This window comes from Tolypothrix bouteillei VB521301, from assembly GCF_000760695.4.
Classification (GTDB): domain Bacteria; phylum Cyanobacteriota; class Cyanobacteriia; order Cyanobacteriales; family Nostocaceae; genus Scytonema; species Scytonema bouteillei_A.
Genome location: NZ_JHEG04000001.1, coordinates 2,194,699 through 2,209,838, shown reverse-complemented (window position 1 = coordinate 2,209,838; position 15,140 = coordinate 2,194,699). Strand labels below are relative to the sequence as shown.

At 41.5% G+C, this 15,140-nt stretch carries 12 protein-coding genes; 3 read left to right on the top strand and 9 right to left on the bottom strand.

All coding sequences use genetic code 11. From position 1 onward, the window contains the following. Positions 1-298: 298 nt before the first annotated feature. The 9 genes from HC643_RS08915 to HC643_RS08875 form a co-directional block, all read right to left on the bottom strand. Positions 299-1,939: an SWIM zinc finger family protein gene (locus HC643_RS08915; RefSeq protein WP_038091551.1), complete on the bottom strand. Its 1,641-nt coding sequence runs from the start codon at positions 1,937-1,939 to the stop codon at positions 299-301. 80 nt (positions 1,940-2,019) lie between these two features. After that, positions 2,020-5,175, bottom strand: coding sequence for a WGR domain-containing protein (locus tag HC643_RS08910; protein WP_038091548.1), 3,156 nt, complete (start codon positions 5,173-5,175; stop codon positions 2,020-2,022). Positions 5,176-6,044: 869 nt separating this feature from the next. Then, the gene (locus HC643_RS40785) at positions 6,045-10,034 is read right to left on the bottom strand and encodes a HEAT repeat domain-containing protein (RefSeq protein WP_050046251.1); all 3,990 of its coding nucleotides are present in this window, start codon (positions 10,032-10,034) and stop codon (positions 6,045-6,047) included. A gap of 3 nt (positions 10,035-10,037) precedes the next feature. Further along, positions 10,038-10,229 (bottom strand): hypothetical protein, encoded by a 192-nt coding sequence (locus tag HC643_RS08900; protein WP_050046252.1) that lies wholly within the window; start codon positions 10,227-10,229, stop codon positions 10,038-10,040. Between the two features lies 1 nt (position 10,230). Then, positions 10,231-10,524, bottom strand: coding sequence for a hypothetical protein (locus tag HC643_RS08895; RefSeq protein WP_038091545.1), 294 nt, complete (start codon positions 10,522-10,524; stop codon positions 10,231-10,233). 31 nt (positions 10,525-10,555) lie between these two features. After that, the gene (locus HC643_RS08890; protein WP_038091543.1) at positions 10,556-10,843 is read right to left on the bottom strand and encodes a type II toxin-antitoxin system TacA family antitoxin; all 288 of its coding nucleotides are present in this window, start codon (positions 10,841-10,843) and stop codon (positions 10,556-10,558) included. Between the two features lie 159 nt (positions 10,844-11,002). After that, positions 11,003-12,409, bottom strand: a complete 1,407-nt coding sequence (locus HC643_RS08885; RefSeq protein WP_038091540.1) for a hypothetical protein — start codon at positions 12,407-12,409, stop codon at positions 11,003-11,005. Between the two features lie 169 nt (positions 12,410-12,578). After that, complete coding sequence (locus tag HC643_RS08880) at positions 12,579-12,833, bottom strand: TIGR03643 family protein (RefSeq protein ID WP_038091538.1); 255 nt, start codon at positions 12,831-12,833, stop codon at positions 12,579-12,581. Between the two features lie 172 nt (positions 12,834-13,005). Beyond that, positions 13,006-13,224, bottom strand: coding sequence for a hypothetical protein (locus HC643_RS08875; protein WP_050046253.1), 219 nt, complete (start codon positions 13,222-13,224; stop codon positions 13,006-13,008). Positions 13,225-13,300: 76 nt separating this feature from the next. On the opposite strand from HC643_RS08875, the gene ureE reads away from it, so the two are divergent. The 3 genes from ureE to ureG are packed head-to-tail and all read left to right on the top strand — an operon-like array spanning position 13,301 to position 15,053. Beyond that, the gene (gene ureE / locus HC643_RS08870; protein ID WP_038091537.1) at positions 13,301-13,744 is read left to right on the top strand and encodes an urease accessory protein UreE; all 444 of its coding nucleotides are present in this window, start codon (positions 13,301-13,303) and stop codon (positions 13,742-13,744) included. Next, positions 13,734-14,411: an urease accessory protein UreF gene (locus HC643_RS08865; protein WP_038091534.1), complete on the top strand. Its 678-nt coding sequence runs from the start codon at positions 13,734-13,736 to the stop codon at positions 14,409-14,411. The genes ureE and HC643_RS08865 overlap by 11 nt, the downstream gene beginning before the upstream one ends. Before the next feature lie 45 nt (positions 14,412-14,456). Continuing rightward, on the top strand, positions 14,457-15,053 hold the full coding sequence (gene ureG / locus HC643_RS08860; RefSeq protein ID WP_038091525.1) for an urease accessory protein UreG: 597 nt from the start codon (positions 14,457-14,459) through the stop codon (positions 15,051-15,053). Positions 15,054-15,140 lie beyond the last annotated feature (87 nt).

Sequence of the window (15,140 nt, the reverse complement as noted above, 5' to 3'; positions counted from 1 at the left end):
TTGGTGTAAAAAAATAAAGGGGGCTATGCGTAAGTCTTTTGGTGTAAAAAAATCACGCAAGTTTAATAAGTTGGCTTTCCCTTCGTAAATCCCTCAGGACTAGACAACTCAACTCAGCGGTCACGGTACTACCTGGGTCATTCACTACATGGATGTCAACCCGGAATACCATGGTAGTACCGTAAGACCGCACAGTCAAGAGTGGGCTAGTGATGTATGGCTAAACTAAACGCACGGACGGCGATCCACCGCCCAGATTGCAAGGATTTTTTACCAACAATTAAGTGCGTGATTTTTTTTACTGACACTGACGAGCATATTGCATTCGCAATGCCAGAATGTGTTCGCAAGGACCTTTGTACAGCTTGTTTTGCTGATGCCATTTGCAGGTACACTCTGCATTAATTATACGCTCATCTCTATCGATCGTCAAAGATGGACTATAAGTTTTTTCCCAATCTTTTACAGTGCCTTCTAATACTAAGCTATCGTTACTGTTATTTACTGATGTCACTTGCACTGCTCTTTGACTCAAAAACCTTGTTGCATTTTCTTCCCGTTCGTTGGCAAACCGCAAACGTTCTACTGGTAAAGGTTCTCGGCTGAGTTCCCGCACCCGATAGACTTGTTTGTTTAGATCGTAAATAACACGTCCGGCTTGCGTATAAGCACTTAAAGCTCCTAGAACTGAAGTACGGCTTAAATTTAAGCGCTGTGCAAGGCGATCTGCAGTTTCTACCCAATTTTCTCGCAGCCCGTCAAATATAATTTTTTGCGTCCATTCGTCAACATCAGCACGGGGTGCCATTAAATCAAAGTTACCAGATTGCGACCAATCATTCGCCGTCCATCCCGATAAACCGAGGGTAAAGGACATATCTCCCAAGTCAGCAACGTAGAATGAAGGCATACCCGTACCTAACAGATGAACGGTAAACTTTTTGGCAACGGGAATGAGGCGTTCTAAGATGTGAAGGCGTCGGCGTCCCCAAACCCGAATGGTTTGCGGTTCGTTTCCCAAGTAGGGCGATCGCGGACAAACGACTTCTATCTCCCAGGGTTCAAACACAACCCGCACGGGTTCCCCCGGTTTTAGGTGATAGCGCATTCCTCGCGGTCCTTGTTTCTCTTTATGGCGACGCAAGACAAAACAAATATTGTGGATGTCCATTGGGTGTAAGTCAAAGCGTGTTGCGGGTAAAGACATCGCCGAACTCACTTGTAAAAACCCTCTCACCCAACTATCTGGTAGATCGATTTTGACTTCTTTGTAAGCTGCTTCATTGGTTGTTTGAACTTCAAAACCCGAAGGGTCAACTTGCAACTGGGTTGTTTTATAACTGCGGACTTTTTGGAACTCGTCATATAGTGCTGCTGAGTAATCAACATTTGTTGTACCGCAAGCAAATTCACTGATATTTTTAAAGACCTCGTAACTTGCACCCAGCCGCCCATAGCTAGATTCATCAACACTAAAGCATTCAAAAAAGACTTCATCAGGATGAACAGTAATCACTGGATCGAAAACAAAATAAAAATCTAGCCGATTTTCCCAAACATATCGCTGGAATTCTCCCCTAGCTTTATAATAAGGTCGCAATCGTTCGTAGCTTTGCCTGTTTAGCTCATTCAATTCCTCTCGCAATGTTTTGATTTGTGTTGCGACATCTTGCCGCCTTGCTGTTATTAAGTCCCAATTGATTTCTTCTTGTTTGGCACGCCATTCTTTGTATGCTGTTTTATCTTTAGGTTTGAACCGCATATCGGAAACAACGACATCGTGTAACGCACTTATTGCTTCGCGAAATGCCACGTTTTGCCGCAATTCCCCGATAAAGTATGTTGGTGGACGTTTGGTGTCTGGGGAAAAGGACATTTGCGTGCTTGTCCCATTTCCTGAAACTTCTGTACTGCCTTTATAGGTGTAGTTAAATTCCATGTTAAACTCCTTTTATTAATTTTTTAACCGCAGAGGCGCAGAGAGCGCTGAGAGTATTTTTTGAATATTATCTGGTTGTTTCAAAGCCTGATTTCTGATACGTCTTTGATCTGGATGGGGACAGACAAATGAGGATATTTTTTGTGGATTTTTAGGAGGATTTGTATGCTTTTTGCTTTGTCTCCTATTGCCATGGTAGCTGAGTGACGTGTCATAATTTCTGCAACTATTCTTGCTGTTTCTTCATTTTTTTGTGCTTCTGATTCTAAAAAATGAAAAATTCTTTGCTTGGCTACTCTTCCGCGATTGACAGTTGATAATACCGTGATAAAATAAGACGTCAACTCGCGCAAGTGTTTGGGCTGATTTCCTGCATACTCTTCTAAGTAGTTGGTGACAAACATTTGCATATCGCCTGATGGATGTTCGCTGAATTTCAACAAATATTCTTCACTGTCAGATATTTGGAAGTTGCGAGTTAATAGATCGCGCCCCAGTCTTCTCGCCTCTTCCCTCACACTATCGCAGATAGATACTAAAACTTGAGGGGTGAATTCACGAGCACCAAATTGTGTTGTAAAAATTTTGAAGGCAAATTCGCGTGAATCTTCCCACTTCGCCTCTAACATCCTCACAGCTGCTAACATTTCTTCAGAATGGGAGCGCACCCGCTCTAAGATTTGTGAAAACATTTGCTGTGCTGCTTTCCGCACCGATACAATTTCGTGGTTGGCTAATTTGACAATTTCGCTAGTGGTGATTTCTGAAATCCAACTTTGGCTGTTGGCTTCAAGTACCAAACCACCAAGTTCCTGTGTAGCAGAAGATTGCGCTCTCAATAACTGCAAAGCAGTGTCTTTACGAACGCTTGTCATCCATCCTGATAAATCTTCCCGGAGAAGACGCGCCAAGAAGTTGTGAACGCCTTCATGTTGTTCCGGAGTTAGCAAAATTTCGATAAAATCTGATGCTAGCTGTACGGCAAAATTGGGGGAAGATGTTCCCAATCGGCGAATAATAGGTTTGATTGCATTGCGAATCTCTTCTACAGGATTCACTGCGATCGCTACTATCAAAACACTCTCCTCGCCCATAAGTTTCTCATCTGGTAGCTGTCCAAACAATCTGATACCGAGAACCCTTAATGATTCATGCGGTGAAGCAAGGAGTGATTCAATGATTTGCGGCGGTAAATTTTCAGCCCTCGTTTCATGATTCAGTAAAATACGAACGCCTATTTCTTGAATTTCTACCAAAGGATGAGCGAGTAAATCATTAACAACACCCAAACCTAAAGTTCGTAATTGTGGTGTAAAACTCAAGAGAAGAGTCTCGCCAATTTCTTTCGCTAACTCGCCTCCCTTATCTGGTGTCAATGCTAACAACTCAGCAATAATACACCCAATCAAAACTCTAGTTCGATTGTCATTAAGAATGGAATAACCTAAAAGTCTACGAGCAAAGAGGCGTGTTTCTGTTTGTTTGCTAGCAATTAACGCTGCTATAAAATTGCTGTCTTCAAGAAAATATTCGCGGTTTTCCTCAACCCAACGATAAGCTTGGGTACGAGCGCTTGGTAACAAGCAATTTGCTACTGCAATTACCAATTCTTTGTTTGGTTGTTTGGAGTTGTAGTTAAGAAACGCCAATTCAAAACCCAATTGTACTGTGACTACGTAAGGTTTCTGAATCAGTTTTATTAGAGTATCTACTTCAATAGATAGACAAAAATGATAACAATGCCTTAAAGATTTGGTCGCAAAATGATGTACTGGAAGACATTGACTTTCTAGTAGAAGCTGGAGCAATGCTTGTGGGTTTTGTTCCCAAAGTTCTGGAAAAGCCTCGTCTCTCGTTGTTGGTTCTGCATCATCGTTATAATCTCCTTTCTGATACCTCCAAGTCCAAGTTCTAGAATTCGGAATTAACCGATAGCGGGAACTGTTTTCATAGAGGATATGATTGAAGGTTAAATACTCAGCATATTTAAACCAGTTACTTCTCCAAGAAAAGATTGTCTCCCTAACACATTCAACATCGGAATACTGAAGAAGAATGCTAACAGCCATTCTGATGTATTCAGCATCGCTCTCTTCTCCTAGTTTTTTGAGAGTGCGCCACACGCGGCGACATAGATATTGGCGAGTGTTGCTGCTGTAAGCAATTCTTGATTGAGGATTTTTGAGTTCTTCTTCTATTTCATTTTTTATAACTTCAAAGCGTCTCGTAACGCTGTTATAATTGCCATAAAATCTTTTTCTAAGATGGGTTTTGTCTGGCAACCTTACAGAGTCTTTTTGGCTAGAAAAGTTTGCTCTCACACAGTCAAAACGATAGGCAAGGATACCAAATACTTCCGCATCATGGCGGTATTCAGCTACTTTAAAAATGTGGCGCAATCTTTGGAAGTAATTTGGTTTTAAAGGTGCATGAGAGATAATATCGAGCAGTGCTGGGCGAACGTATTGGTTATCAATTTGATAAATTTTATCGAGAACTTCATAACGCCTGTAGTCGTGATGATTTAAATAGTGATTTAAAGCTGTTTTAAATTCTTCAGCCGCACCATTTCTCGCCAATACACGCAGTTCTACTGGCAAAAACTCAATTAATTCCATTTGCCAAGCTGCTTTTGCTTGTGGAGTTGAGAGTTTCGCGATCGCTTCAAACGCAATACGTTTGATAAATTCAGGAGTTGAAGGATTTTGATATAAATGCATGAGTGCGGGAATCGCTTCTCCATCGCCGCACCAACCTAATGCCCAAGCAATACAATAATCTCTCAGAGGTGCGCCAGTGCCAATCAGCTGGAGTAGTAAAGGGGTGGCTTCACGAATTCTCAGTTCTCCAGCACGCCAAATCGCCCTCTCTAGCTTCCACTTACTGGGCTGATTGTTTGCAAGACGGTTAAGAATTGCCTGCGTGCGCGGATCTTCGCTGGTAGGTGGTGCTGTATGTACTGGTTGAATCTGGGGAGTGGTGCTCGTTACTGGGATAGAAATATCGCGGTATCCTTTCTTTGTTTTTTCTTCAACGAGTTTATTAAATGCTTTTTCTGCTTCTGCTATGGATACAGGCTGAGTCGTTTTCGTACCTTCTTTAAGATTTGTACCGCGCCGCCCGTAGCGAAAATTGACGACATAACGCCCCTCATTGATTTGGCACAAATCCACTTCGTAAACTTTATCTGATGTCCCTTCTTGATACTGAAGGGTTGTACGTTTTATGAGTTTCATTTAACACCACTCACCCACTGACTCTTGTAACTTTCTATTGTCGCTTGCTTTTCTTAGAGTCGCCAGATCGTTGATGGATTTTGAGAAATAAAAAAAATCACGCGCTGTTTGCCATTGGTTCTCCCTTCGTAAATCCCTCAGGACTAAACGTCTCAACTCATGCAGCAGGAGTACTCCTATTTATCACTTCACGGAAGTCAAACCGGATAGTAGGAGTACTCGCGCCAAGTTACGAGACGGTTAGTGAAGTTGTTTCACAACTGAACGCAAGGACGGCGATCCACCGCCCGTATTGCAAGGATTGTATACCAACAGCGAGCGCGTGATTTACCGACACTAAGAAGCATATTGTATTTTTAGTGCCATCACATACTTGCAAAGAATCTTGTACTAATTGCAAGTAAACTCTTGCTCGATTATATGCGCGTATCTAGCGATCGTCAAAGATAAAGATAAGTTTTTTTTGAGGATGTTGTTAAGAATGGTGGTTGAGGTGTTCAAAAATTTAGATCCCCCTAAATCCCCCTTAAAAAGGGGGACTTTTTAAGTATTTTCCCCCCTTTTTAAGGGGGGCTAGGGGGGATCCAACGGTATGCTTTACAAATAGGGAGCACATTGCCCTCAGAATAGAATACTGGGTAGGTTTGCTGTGTTTGTACAGGCGCGATTTGCAATCGTCGGCGTTTTTTCACTCATTGGGATGCTCCCTACAAATATTCTGTCAGTCTTGACTCCTATCCTACCTGAAGATTACTTAATGAAATGAACCGCAAAGACGCAAAGTACACGAAGAAAGAGGAGAAGAACGTTAGTAATTTGATGGCGGAAAGGGAGTAGTTTTCTAATGTTCTTGGCGATATCCAAATCTTCTAACTTCTCACTCTTGAGACGGGTTTTACCTCAATAGGTAAAGACAAATAAGGATACTTTTTGTTAATTTTTAACATAATTTGTATAGCCTTTGCTTTATCTCCTATTGCCATGGTGCCTGAGTGCCGTGTCATAATTTCTGCTACTATTCTTGCTGCTTCTTCAGTTTTTTGTGCTTCTGATTCTAAAAAATGAAAAATTCTTTGCTTGGCTACTCGTCCGCGATTGACAGCTGATAATACAGTGATAAAGTAAGGGGTTAACTCGCGTAAGTGTTGGGGCTGATTGATTACATATTTTTCTAAAAAGTTTGTCACATATCTTTGCATATCGGCTGATGGATGTTCGCTGAATTTCAACAGATAGTCTTCCCTGTTAGCTGTTTGGAAGTTGCGAGTTAAGAGATCGCGTCCAAGTCTTCTCACATCTTCCCTCACACTATCGCATATAGAGACTAAAACCTGAGGTGTGAATTCACGAGCACTAAATTTTGTGGTAAAGATTTTGAAGGCAAATTCGCGTGAATCTTCCCATTTCGACTCTAACATCTTCACGGCTGCCAACATTTCTTCGGAATGAGAACGTACACGCTCTAATACTTGTGAAAACATCTGCAGGGCTGCTTTCCGCACCGAAACAATTTCGTGGTTGGCAAGTTTAACAATTTCGCAGGTAGAAAATTCCCTAGAGAAATCTTGGAAATTCGCTGTTAGCAATAACCCACCCAATTCTTGTATCACAGAAGACTTAGCGGCAAGTAGGTTTATGACTGTTTCTCGATTGATGCTTGTCATCCATCCATCTAATTCTTCTTTCAGCAAATGCACAATATAACTGTAAACACCTTCATGCTTTTCAGGCGCAAGCAAGGCTTTGATAAAATCAGATGCAATCTGAAGGTTTACAGTTGGGTTATCGGTTGCTAAATGCCGAACTTTGTGAAAGTAGCGAGCGATTAAATCTTTTCCTAATGTTCTAGCATCTTTGTTTGTGCTATCGCAAATACAAACTAAAGCTTTTGGTGTCAAATCTTCTACCTTTAACTCTTGCGTAAATATTCTGAAAGCAAAGTCCCAAGAGTCTACCCGTTCTGCATCTAGCAAACGGACTGCTGTTAACATTTCTTGTGAGTGCGATAAGCCGGGTACGGCGGCGCTACCATGCGATGCTGCAAAGGAGCCGCTTCGCGATCTCACTCGCTCTAGGATTTGTAAAAACATTTGCCGTGCAGCAACTCGCACTGATAAAATATCGTGATTCGCCAGTGAGACTATTTCACTAGTGGTAAATTCTGACGTCCAGGCTTGAGAATTTGCACTTAGCAATAAACCACCTAATTCCTGTCCAGCTAAAGATTGCGATTGCAGTAGCTTCAACGCGGTTTGCTTGTTAACACCAGCCATCCACTCTGCTAAATTTTCCCATAGCAACCGCACTAAATAACTCAGCCAGCCTTCGTGCTTTCTGGAAGTTAGCAAAATTTCTACAAACTCAGATAGTATTTGAGTGGCAAAAGCTGAATTATCCAAGCTCAAACGACGGATTTCTGGAATATAGCGAGTTAATAAATCTCGTCCCAATTTTCTAGCGTCTTCGTCTTTGCGATCGCAAATGCTAGCCAAAATCTTGGGAGTAAATTCCTCCAAATGGAACTTTGCTGTCAATACTTTATGAGCAAATTCCCGTGAATCAGACCATTGTGAATCTAACAAATCCACATATGCTAACATCTCTTGAGAACTTCTACGGTTACGCTCTAAGTTCTGTAAAAACATCTGTTGCGCTGCTTCTCGAATAGAATAAACTTGGTGATTCGCTAATATAAGAATTTCATCGGTAGTTAATTCGCTTGTCCAGATTTGGTAATTTGCTCCTAACATCAAACCACCTATTTCTTGTGCAGCAGAAGAATTGGCTGTTAGTAATCGAACAGCAGTTTCTTTATAGAGATCGGTCATCCACTCCTGCAAATCTTCCTGCAACACAGTGACTAAATAGCAGTGAACACCTTCATGATTTTCTGGATTCAATAGAATTTCAATAAAGTCCAATGCAAGCTGAAGGTTGAATTCTGGATACGCTTTTACCAAACGGCGAATAATGGGTTTGATTGCATTGCGGATTTCTAGAATAGGACTAACTGCAATCTGTAAAATTAAGTGTCTTTCTTGGGAAATTAGTTTTGTGTTATGTAATTCACCATATCTCTGAATAGCAATCAGTTGTACTAAGTCGTAAAGAGATGAAAGTTGTGGGGTAAGATTATTTTTATGATTTTGTATAACAATGAGAGCGCCTAATTCTTGAATTTCTAAAGTTGGATGTGCTAGTAAGCCCAGAATAACATTCAACTCTAATTGCAGTAACTGAGGTGTAAAATTAACAACTAAAGTATCTGCTATATCTTTTGCTAAATCGGGTTCAGTTTCTGGAAGTGATAACAATTCTGCAAGCAAACGTTCAAATAATAGCTTAGCCGTTGTCTCACTAAGAATATAAGAGCTAATAAATTTACAGGTAACAGACCGAATTTGAGTATCTGGACTGGTGGCTAAAGTGGCAATTAAACCACTATTCTTTAAAAAGATTTGGTGTCTCTCATCAGTGACCCACTGATATTTTTCCTCAGAAACAACTTGAAGAAAACGATTGGCAAGTATGAGAGTTAAATCTCGGTCAGGTGAAGTCGGATTGTAAGAACGCAAAGCAAGTTCAAACCCAAATCCTGCTGTTGTTTCGTAAGGTTTATTGACAAGTTGAACAATTGTATTAATATCAAGGCGATCGCAGAAGCTTTGATGTACGCGCAGTGCTTTAACAGCAAAATAATGAACGGGAAGACACTCGCTTTCTAAGAGTAGCTGTAGCAGTGCTTCTGGATTTTGCTCCCAAAGTTCGGGAAACGCTTCTTCCCGCATTTTTGGTTCGATCTCTCCAGATTCATAACTTTTCCGACGACACCACCCATTGGAATAGTAAATATAGCGCTGACTGTTGGTGTAAAGGATGTGGTTGAATGTGAGGTAGTCGGCATATCTGTCCCAAAAGCGATTGACTGTTCGGGTGTATTTATCCCATTTGTCGAACTTTGAGCGCCTGAGCGGTGGTTCATCTGCATCAGAATACTGAATTAGAATAGCTGTTGCCATTTTTGTATAGTCGCGATCGCCCTGTTCGCCCAATTTTTTCAGTGTACGCCACACCCGTCGCCGCAAATATTCTTGGGTTTGGTTGCTATATGCCAAAATTGGCTCTGGATGCTGAAGTTCTTCTGTGTAAACTCGTTTCCCAGAACTATGATATTTACCCGTGACTTCATTCCATAGTAGATCTGTCAGATCGTTATTAAACTGACCTATTTCTCGTTCAAATCTGTAAGCAAGAATTGCAAAAACTTCAGCATCCCGACGGTATTCTGCAATTTTGAAGATATGGCGCAGGGGTCGGAAGTAGTTGGGTTGGAAAGGCGCAGTACGTAAAATCTGAAGTATTGCGGGACGCAGAAATTTATTATCTATCTGGTAAATTTTATCAAGAAATGCAAAAAGATAACTCGGACGTGCTGCTGCAAATTCCTCAAAGGCTTCTACCGAAGTACTGCTGGCTAAATTTCTTAATTCTGGTGGTAAAAGCTCAATCTGTGTTGTCTGTAAAGCGGCTTGAGTTTCTGCATCGGAAAGTTTGAGCAATGCTTCAAAGGCTATACGCTGTACAAATTCTGGCGTTGATGGGTTTTGATACAAATCTGTGAGGCGTGGAACTGCATCATTATCCCCACACCAACCTAATGCCCAAGCAATACAGTAATCTCTCAGAGGCTCACCAGTATAAATAAGTTTTATTAACAAAGGTGTGGCTTCACGAATTTTGAGTTCTCCAGCACGCCAAATTGCCCTTTCTAAGTTCCATTTGCTCGGCTTGTTGTTAGCAAGGCGATGGAGAATTGCTTGCTTGCGTGCATCTTCATTGGTAACAAATTTCTTCTTCACAGGTTAGTCTCTTAGAGAGTACTCTCCATTGTCTTCTGCTTTTATCAGAGTTACCAGATGTACATGGCTTTGTTCGGCTGATTCCAACCAAGCAGCTTTAGCGATCGTGACTTCATATAAAGCTTCATCTGATGTAGCACCCCAAGCAGAACAAATATAACTAAAAATATTTGTATCCAATAAATAATCCACCATTTTATTTTCTTTCTACCGCTTCATCAAAAATTTTTATTTGCTCTGGAGTTAAATCATTTAGAGTACCTGAAACAGCTTCTAGAGTTAATAACTTCTTAATTCTACTTGTTAATTCCTCCTCTGAAATCGTCCGAAAATCTTCAGGTGATAATTCACCAAAAAGGTTGACTAAATCTGTAATTCTTTCCTGCTTTTTCAAGCGTACCGTATAAAAACTGCTACCTTGAAATAACTTTTCTACAATTGGCGAAATGCGGTTGGTAAGTTCTTGATTATAGTTAGATACTTCTTGCATAACATCGATCAATTCTCTATGTAAGGGTTATTCAAAGATTTTCATCAAAAACGCTAGGTTCTGTAAGTAAACGACGCAAACGGGGTTTGTCCTGTGGGGGACGCTCAAGAGCAGCTTGAAAAGCTTGCCATTGCTCATCATTGAGTACAAAAAGGTGGCGATTCGCTAATGTTTCTGATGCTGCAATCAAACCATGCTCTAGCAAGAACTCGCTCACATTTTTGTGAGATGCTGTTGCTGATTGTTGCAATAACTTTTTCACTGCTGGGCTTGTGCGTATATCTATCCGCTCAGATTTTGATTCAGAGAAGCTTTGCATACTCTGAGTGTGTTTGTGTAAATGGTTTATATAGAGTTGATTATGCACACATTGTCCTGACAAAGCAATCTAGTGGTCGGTTTCATGAGTTTTGATAAGTAAGAGTGCTCAGATATCCTACTTCCTTCAAGAAGCTGAGTATCTTGCAAGCCTTCACAATTAACGAAAATCGCTTTCTTGTGGTTCCAAATCATACCAGCCATACCAATGACGAACTGCAAGCCAAATTGCTGAAAGAAACCCAGCAAGACTGAGGGTGAGACCGCTATAGGGTACTAACAACCCAAAGATGGGAAAAATAGCACCGGAAATTGTGCAGATAATAGCAGCTAGGGAAGCATTACGGTTTGACCCCAAACCCCAAGTTAAAAATAGCAAAATGAGTGCAATGAAAGTCCAAGCAACTGGGGGGCTCATGAGGCGGCTGAGATAGGTCAAAGTTAGCAAACAAGCAAAGAAAATTCCACCTGCAATTGCGGCGTTTCTTAAACTTATTGGTAGCGATAAATATAGCAATAATATCCACCAGAGAAATATTGCTGGCGCTAATAAAAGCAAGCGGGGAAGGACACCTGTATCGCGAATGGGATTGGTGTTGGTAAAAACTCCAAATGGGTTTCTCACAGAAACGTTATCGTCAAAACTCCATGTAAATTTGGTGCTTCGTCCATCAGTTTCCATCTGACTTGGTACGATCCCACTGGCAAAATCGGCTCCAGCAAAGTTTGCGATCGCACTCAAGCGAAAGTTAGAAAGCAACTGTCCGTTGGAGTTATAAACCCAACGCGGTGCTCCTTGAGCTTTGTAGGTGACTCTCAGACTTGTTTCTTGACCGGGCTGTAGTTGGATCGGAAAGCTATAATTGTCTGTATTTGTCTGTTGCAAGCGAGTTCCATCACGTTCGACTTTATAGCTTTGCAACAAGGAATAACCAACGGGCGGTTGTGCTTCAAAGAAAAAATTATTAATATCTTTAAGAGAATTAACTATTTTATAGTCAGCAATATAATCGACTTTATAAATTGCACGGCGAGCTTGAACGTCTGCGCTTTGATCGATCTTGACTTGAATTTGCGAACCACTTAAGGTAAGGAAACGGTTGACTTTTTGCTTATCGTTGACTTTGATTATTTTGCCATTAACTTGAGTCGTGTACGTATACGGTTCTTCACTGATATAACGCACTTGCGGTGCCATTTGTTCTAGTCTTTCACCTGCAACACTTTCAGCTACTTGGGCGACTTTTGCCTGTTCCCAATGATGGTATCGATTGCCTAAAGTAGAACAGAGAAAAAATCCTCCTACAATCAGTATTAATATCAGGGTTAGATGTTGCAATCCTTTCAGGAGTTGGGAGTAACTAACAGCCCATTCTCCAATTAAAATGGCTTGTTGCTCTTGGTTTCGCCGCAGGGCAAAACTTAATAGGGCAAGTGCAATTCCTAGAGCGATCGCTAGAAATACTAGTAATAGCGAAGCTTTGAGGAGATGATTTCCGAATTGAATCAGTTCGGTAGGATGCGTTAAGTCAGGCAATCCTGGGATGCCTTTGGCAGATTCAAACATGGGCGAGTGCTTGAGTAGAGTATAGAAGAAGACTCAAGATATATCTCAAAAGTTTCTGGCTGTTGTAATTTTTTAAACCGCATCCTCAGTGCAAAGGAACGCAGATGAAAATTAGCCACCACTCGCTGATGTCGAATCGTTTTTAATTGATTTCAATCTTCTGATGTAATTATGTTTTTTGATTGTCTGATTTAAACCGACCGGCAACAAACTCTCGCTTTTGCGCGTGCTTGGTTTTTCGTCCGGTCACTCGTTCACGCCACATCCGAAAACTAGATGCTTTCATTTCACGGCGCATTAAAGCAATAACTTCTTTTTCTTGCAGTCCAAATTGTTCTTCTATTGCGTCAAATGGTGTTCTGTCTTCCCACGCCATTTCAATAATGCGATCGATTGTGTCGGAATTGAGTTCGGGTAATTTCATAAACAACTGTGAAGAGGGATTAGGGGTTAGGGAAGAACCGAATGTTTGTTGTATTTTGGTACGAGCAGTTTATGATGCTTGTCTGAATTATAGATTACAAAGGACACAATTGGAAATTATAGACTTCCAAGCGTGCCCTTGAGCTTTGTTTGGTAAATGAGGAAAAATATTCTTAGTGAAGGAAGCCGTAATAATACGCTGTTGCAAAAAGGAGAAGGGCTAACACTCCTAAGGAGATGTTGAGCGAAAGCTCTATAGGAAGGCTTTTTTCACGGTCGTTCTGTCCGTGGTCTTGAACGGTGGATATACTAGCGGGTCTTGGATCGTAATAGGGTGGTGCTGGACGATCTGGAGTGGGATTTTGGTGAGTTTGACGATCTTCAGTTCTCATAGCGCTCTTCATGGATGTTCATCATCCAATTTACTTGTGCTGTCGTAAACTTCATCTAGCGAAAGAATTATGCCGCATGTATACTTTTACCCAGCGCCAACAACCAAATCCAGATACAGTCGTGACTCTAACTCTGGCTTTAACTGCAGAGGAACGGACTCGCAGCCGTCACCGCTTTGAAACGGAGGACGGACAAACAGTCTTTGTTCGTTTACCGAGAGGGATGGTGTTGCGAGACGGAGATATTTTGCGAGATGAAACCAGTGAGAGTTTGGTGAGAATTGCTGCCAAACCAGAACCTGTTTTGACTGTGACTGCCCGCACGCTGTTAGACTTACTTAGAGCAGCTTACCATTTGGGCAACCGTCATGTACCTGTAGAGATAGCAACTACTTATCTACGGTTGTCTCCCGATCCAGTTTTACGCACTATGCTCGAACAACTTGGGCTAGAAATCCAAGAAGAAATCACTTCATTTCAACCTGAATTTGGGGCTTACGGACACCATCATGCTCGCTGAAAATCATCTTTTGTGTCTTTTACAATTGGCTAGCCCGACTTTGCCAGTGGGTGCTTACAGCTATTCTGAGGGGCTGGAAACGTTGGTAGAGAATGGCACTATTCAGGATCGCGCTACCTTGCAACATTGGTTGGAGTCAGAACTGCGTTATGGGGCTATTCGCTTAGAAGGTGCTGTGATGGTACGGGCTTACAGGTCTGTGAAAACAGGCGATTTAAAGGAGTTATCCTATTGGAATAGCTGGTTATCTGCGGCTCGTGAAACTGAGGAGCTTCGGGCTTCTAGCTGGCAAATGGGGCGATCGCTCATCCGACTTCTGGTACAATTGGTACCCCGAATTGCGCCGATTGCAAATGCTGTTGGTAATCCTTGCAATTACGCTGTTGCTTTTGGGATTGCGGCTGCATATTGGAACATTGACGTACAAGCAACACTGTTAGCTTATTTACAGAGTTGGACAAGCAATCTCATCACTGCTGGTGTAAAACTCATTCCTTTAGGACAAACAGCAGGACAGCAAACCTTGCTCTGTTTACAAGAATTACTTGTTGTTGCAGCAGGGGATATTGTGAAGTTGGAAGATGATAATCTTGGCTGTTGTAGTTGGGGCTTGTCTTTAGCAAGCATGGCTCACGAATCTCAGTATACAAGGTTGTTTAGAAGTTAGTGGTTAGTGGTATTTTTAGCTAATAACCACTAACTATCAACAACAATGAGCGCCTTTCGAGTCGGTGTTGCGGGACCTGTGGGGTCGGGAAAAACAGCTTTAGTTGATGCTTTGTGTAAGGCAATGCGGGATCGCTATCAAATTGCGGTGGTAACTAATGACATTTATACTCAAGAAGATGCTCAGTTTTTGGTTCGTTCTCAAGCTTTGGCGAGCGATCGCATTTTAGGGGTAGAAACGGGAGGGTGTCCTCACACCGCTATTCGAGAAGATGCTTCCATGAATTTGGCTGCGATCGAACAGTTGGAGATGCAGTTTTTGAACTTAGATTTGGTGTTTTTGGAAAGTGGCGGAGATAATTTGGCAGCTACCTTCAGCCCAGAATTGGTAGATTTAACGATTTACGTCATAGATGTTGCGGCTGGTGATAAAATTCCCCGTAAAGGTGGTCCTGGAATTACCAAATCCGATCTGTTGGTTATAAATAAAATTGATTTAGCTCCCTATGTTGGTGCAGATTTAAGCGTCATGGAAAGGGATGCTCAAAAAATGCGTGGCAACAAACCTTTTATTTTTACGAATTTGAAAACTAAAGAAGGGCTTGCAGAAGTTATTCAATTTGTCTCTGGAAATATGTGTTAAATAAATATTAATTTGTTTGGAATTTTTGACAGAGCCTAATAATTTCTAATAGCAATCCTATTTGAGATCTAAATAAGGGCGACAAGA

Excerpts from the sequence above, each read along its gene's own strand:
- HC643_RS08910 (WP_038091548.1), bottom strand. The coding sequence starts at position 5,175 with ATGAAACTCATAAAACGTACAACCCTTCAGTATCAAGAAGGGACATCA.
- ureG (WP_038091525.1), top strand. The coding sequence starts at position 14,457 with ATGAGCGCCTTTCGAGTCGGTGTTGCGGGACCTGTGGGGTCGGGAAAA.
- HC643_RS08915 (WP_038091551.1), bottom strand. The coding sequence starts at position 1,939 with ATGGAATTTAACTACACCTATAAAGGCAGTACAGAAGTTTCAGGAAAT.
- ureE (WP_038091537.1), top strand. The coding sequence starts at position 13,301 with ATGTATACTTTTACCCAGCGCCAACAACCAAATCCAGATACAGTCGTG.
- HC643_RS08895 (WP_038091545.1), bottom strand. The coding sequence starts at position 10,524 with ATGCAAGAAGTATCTAACTATAATCAAGAACTTACCAACCGCATTTCG.
- HC643_RS08900 (WP_050046252.1), bottom strand. The coding sequence starts at position 10,229 with ATGGTGGATTATTTATTGGATACAAATATTTTTAGTTATATTTGTTCT.
- HC643_RS08875 (WP_050046253.1), bottom strand. The coding sequence starts at position 13,224 with ATGAGAACTGAAGATCGTCAAACTCACCAAAATCCCACTCCAGATCGT.
- HC643_RS08885 (WP_038091540.1), bottom strand. The coding sequence starts at position 12,409 with ATGTTTGAATCTGCCAAAGGCATCCCAGGATTGCCTGACTTAACGCAT.
- HC643_RS08865 (WP_038091534.1), top strand. The coding sequence starts at position 13,734 with ATGCTCGCTGAAAATCATCTTTTGTGTCTTTTACAATTGGCTAGCCCG.
- HC643_RS08890 (WP_038091543.1), bottom strand. The coding sequence starts at position 10,843 with ATGCAAAGCTTCTCTGAATCAAAATCTGAGCGGATAGATATACGCACA.
- HC643_RS08880 (WP_038091538.1), bottom strand. The coding sequence starts at position 12,833 with ATGAAATTACCCGAACTCAATTCCGACACAATCGATCGCATTATTGAA.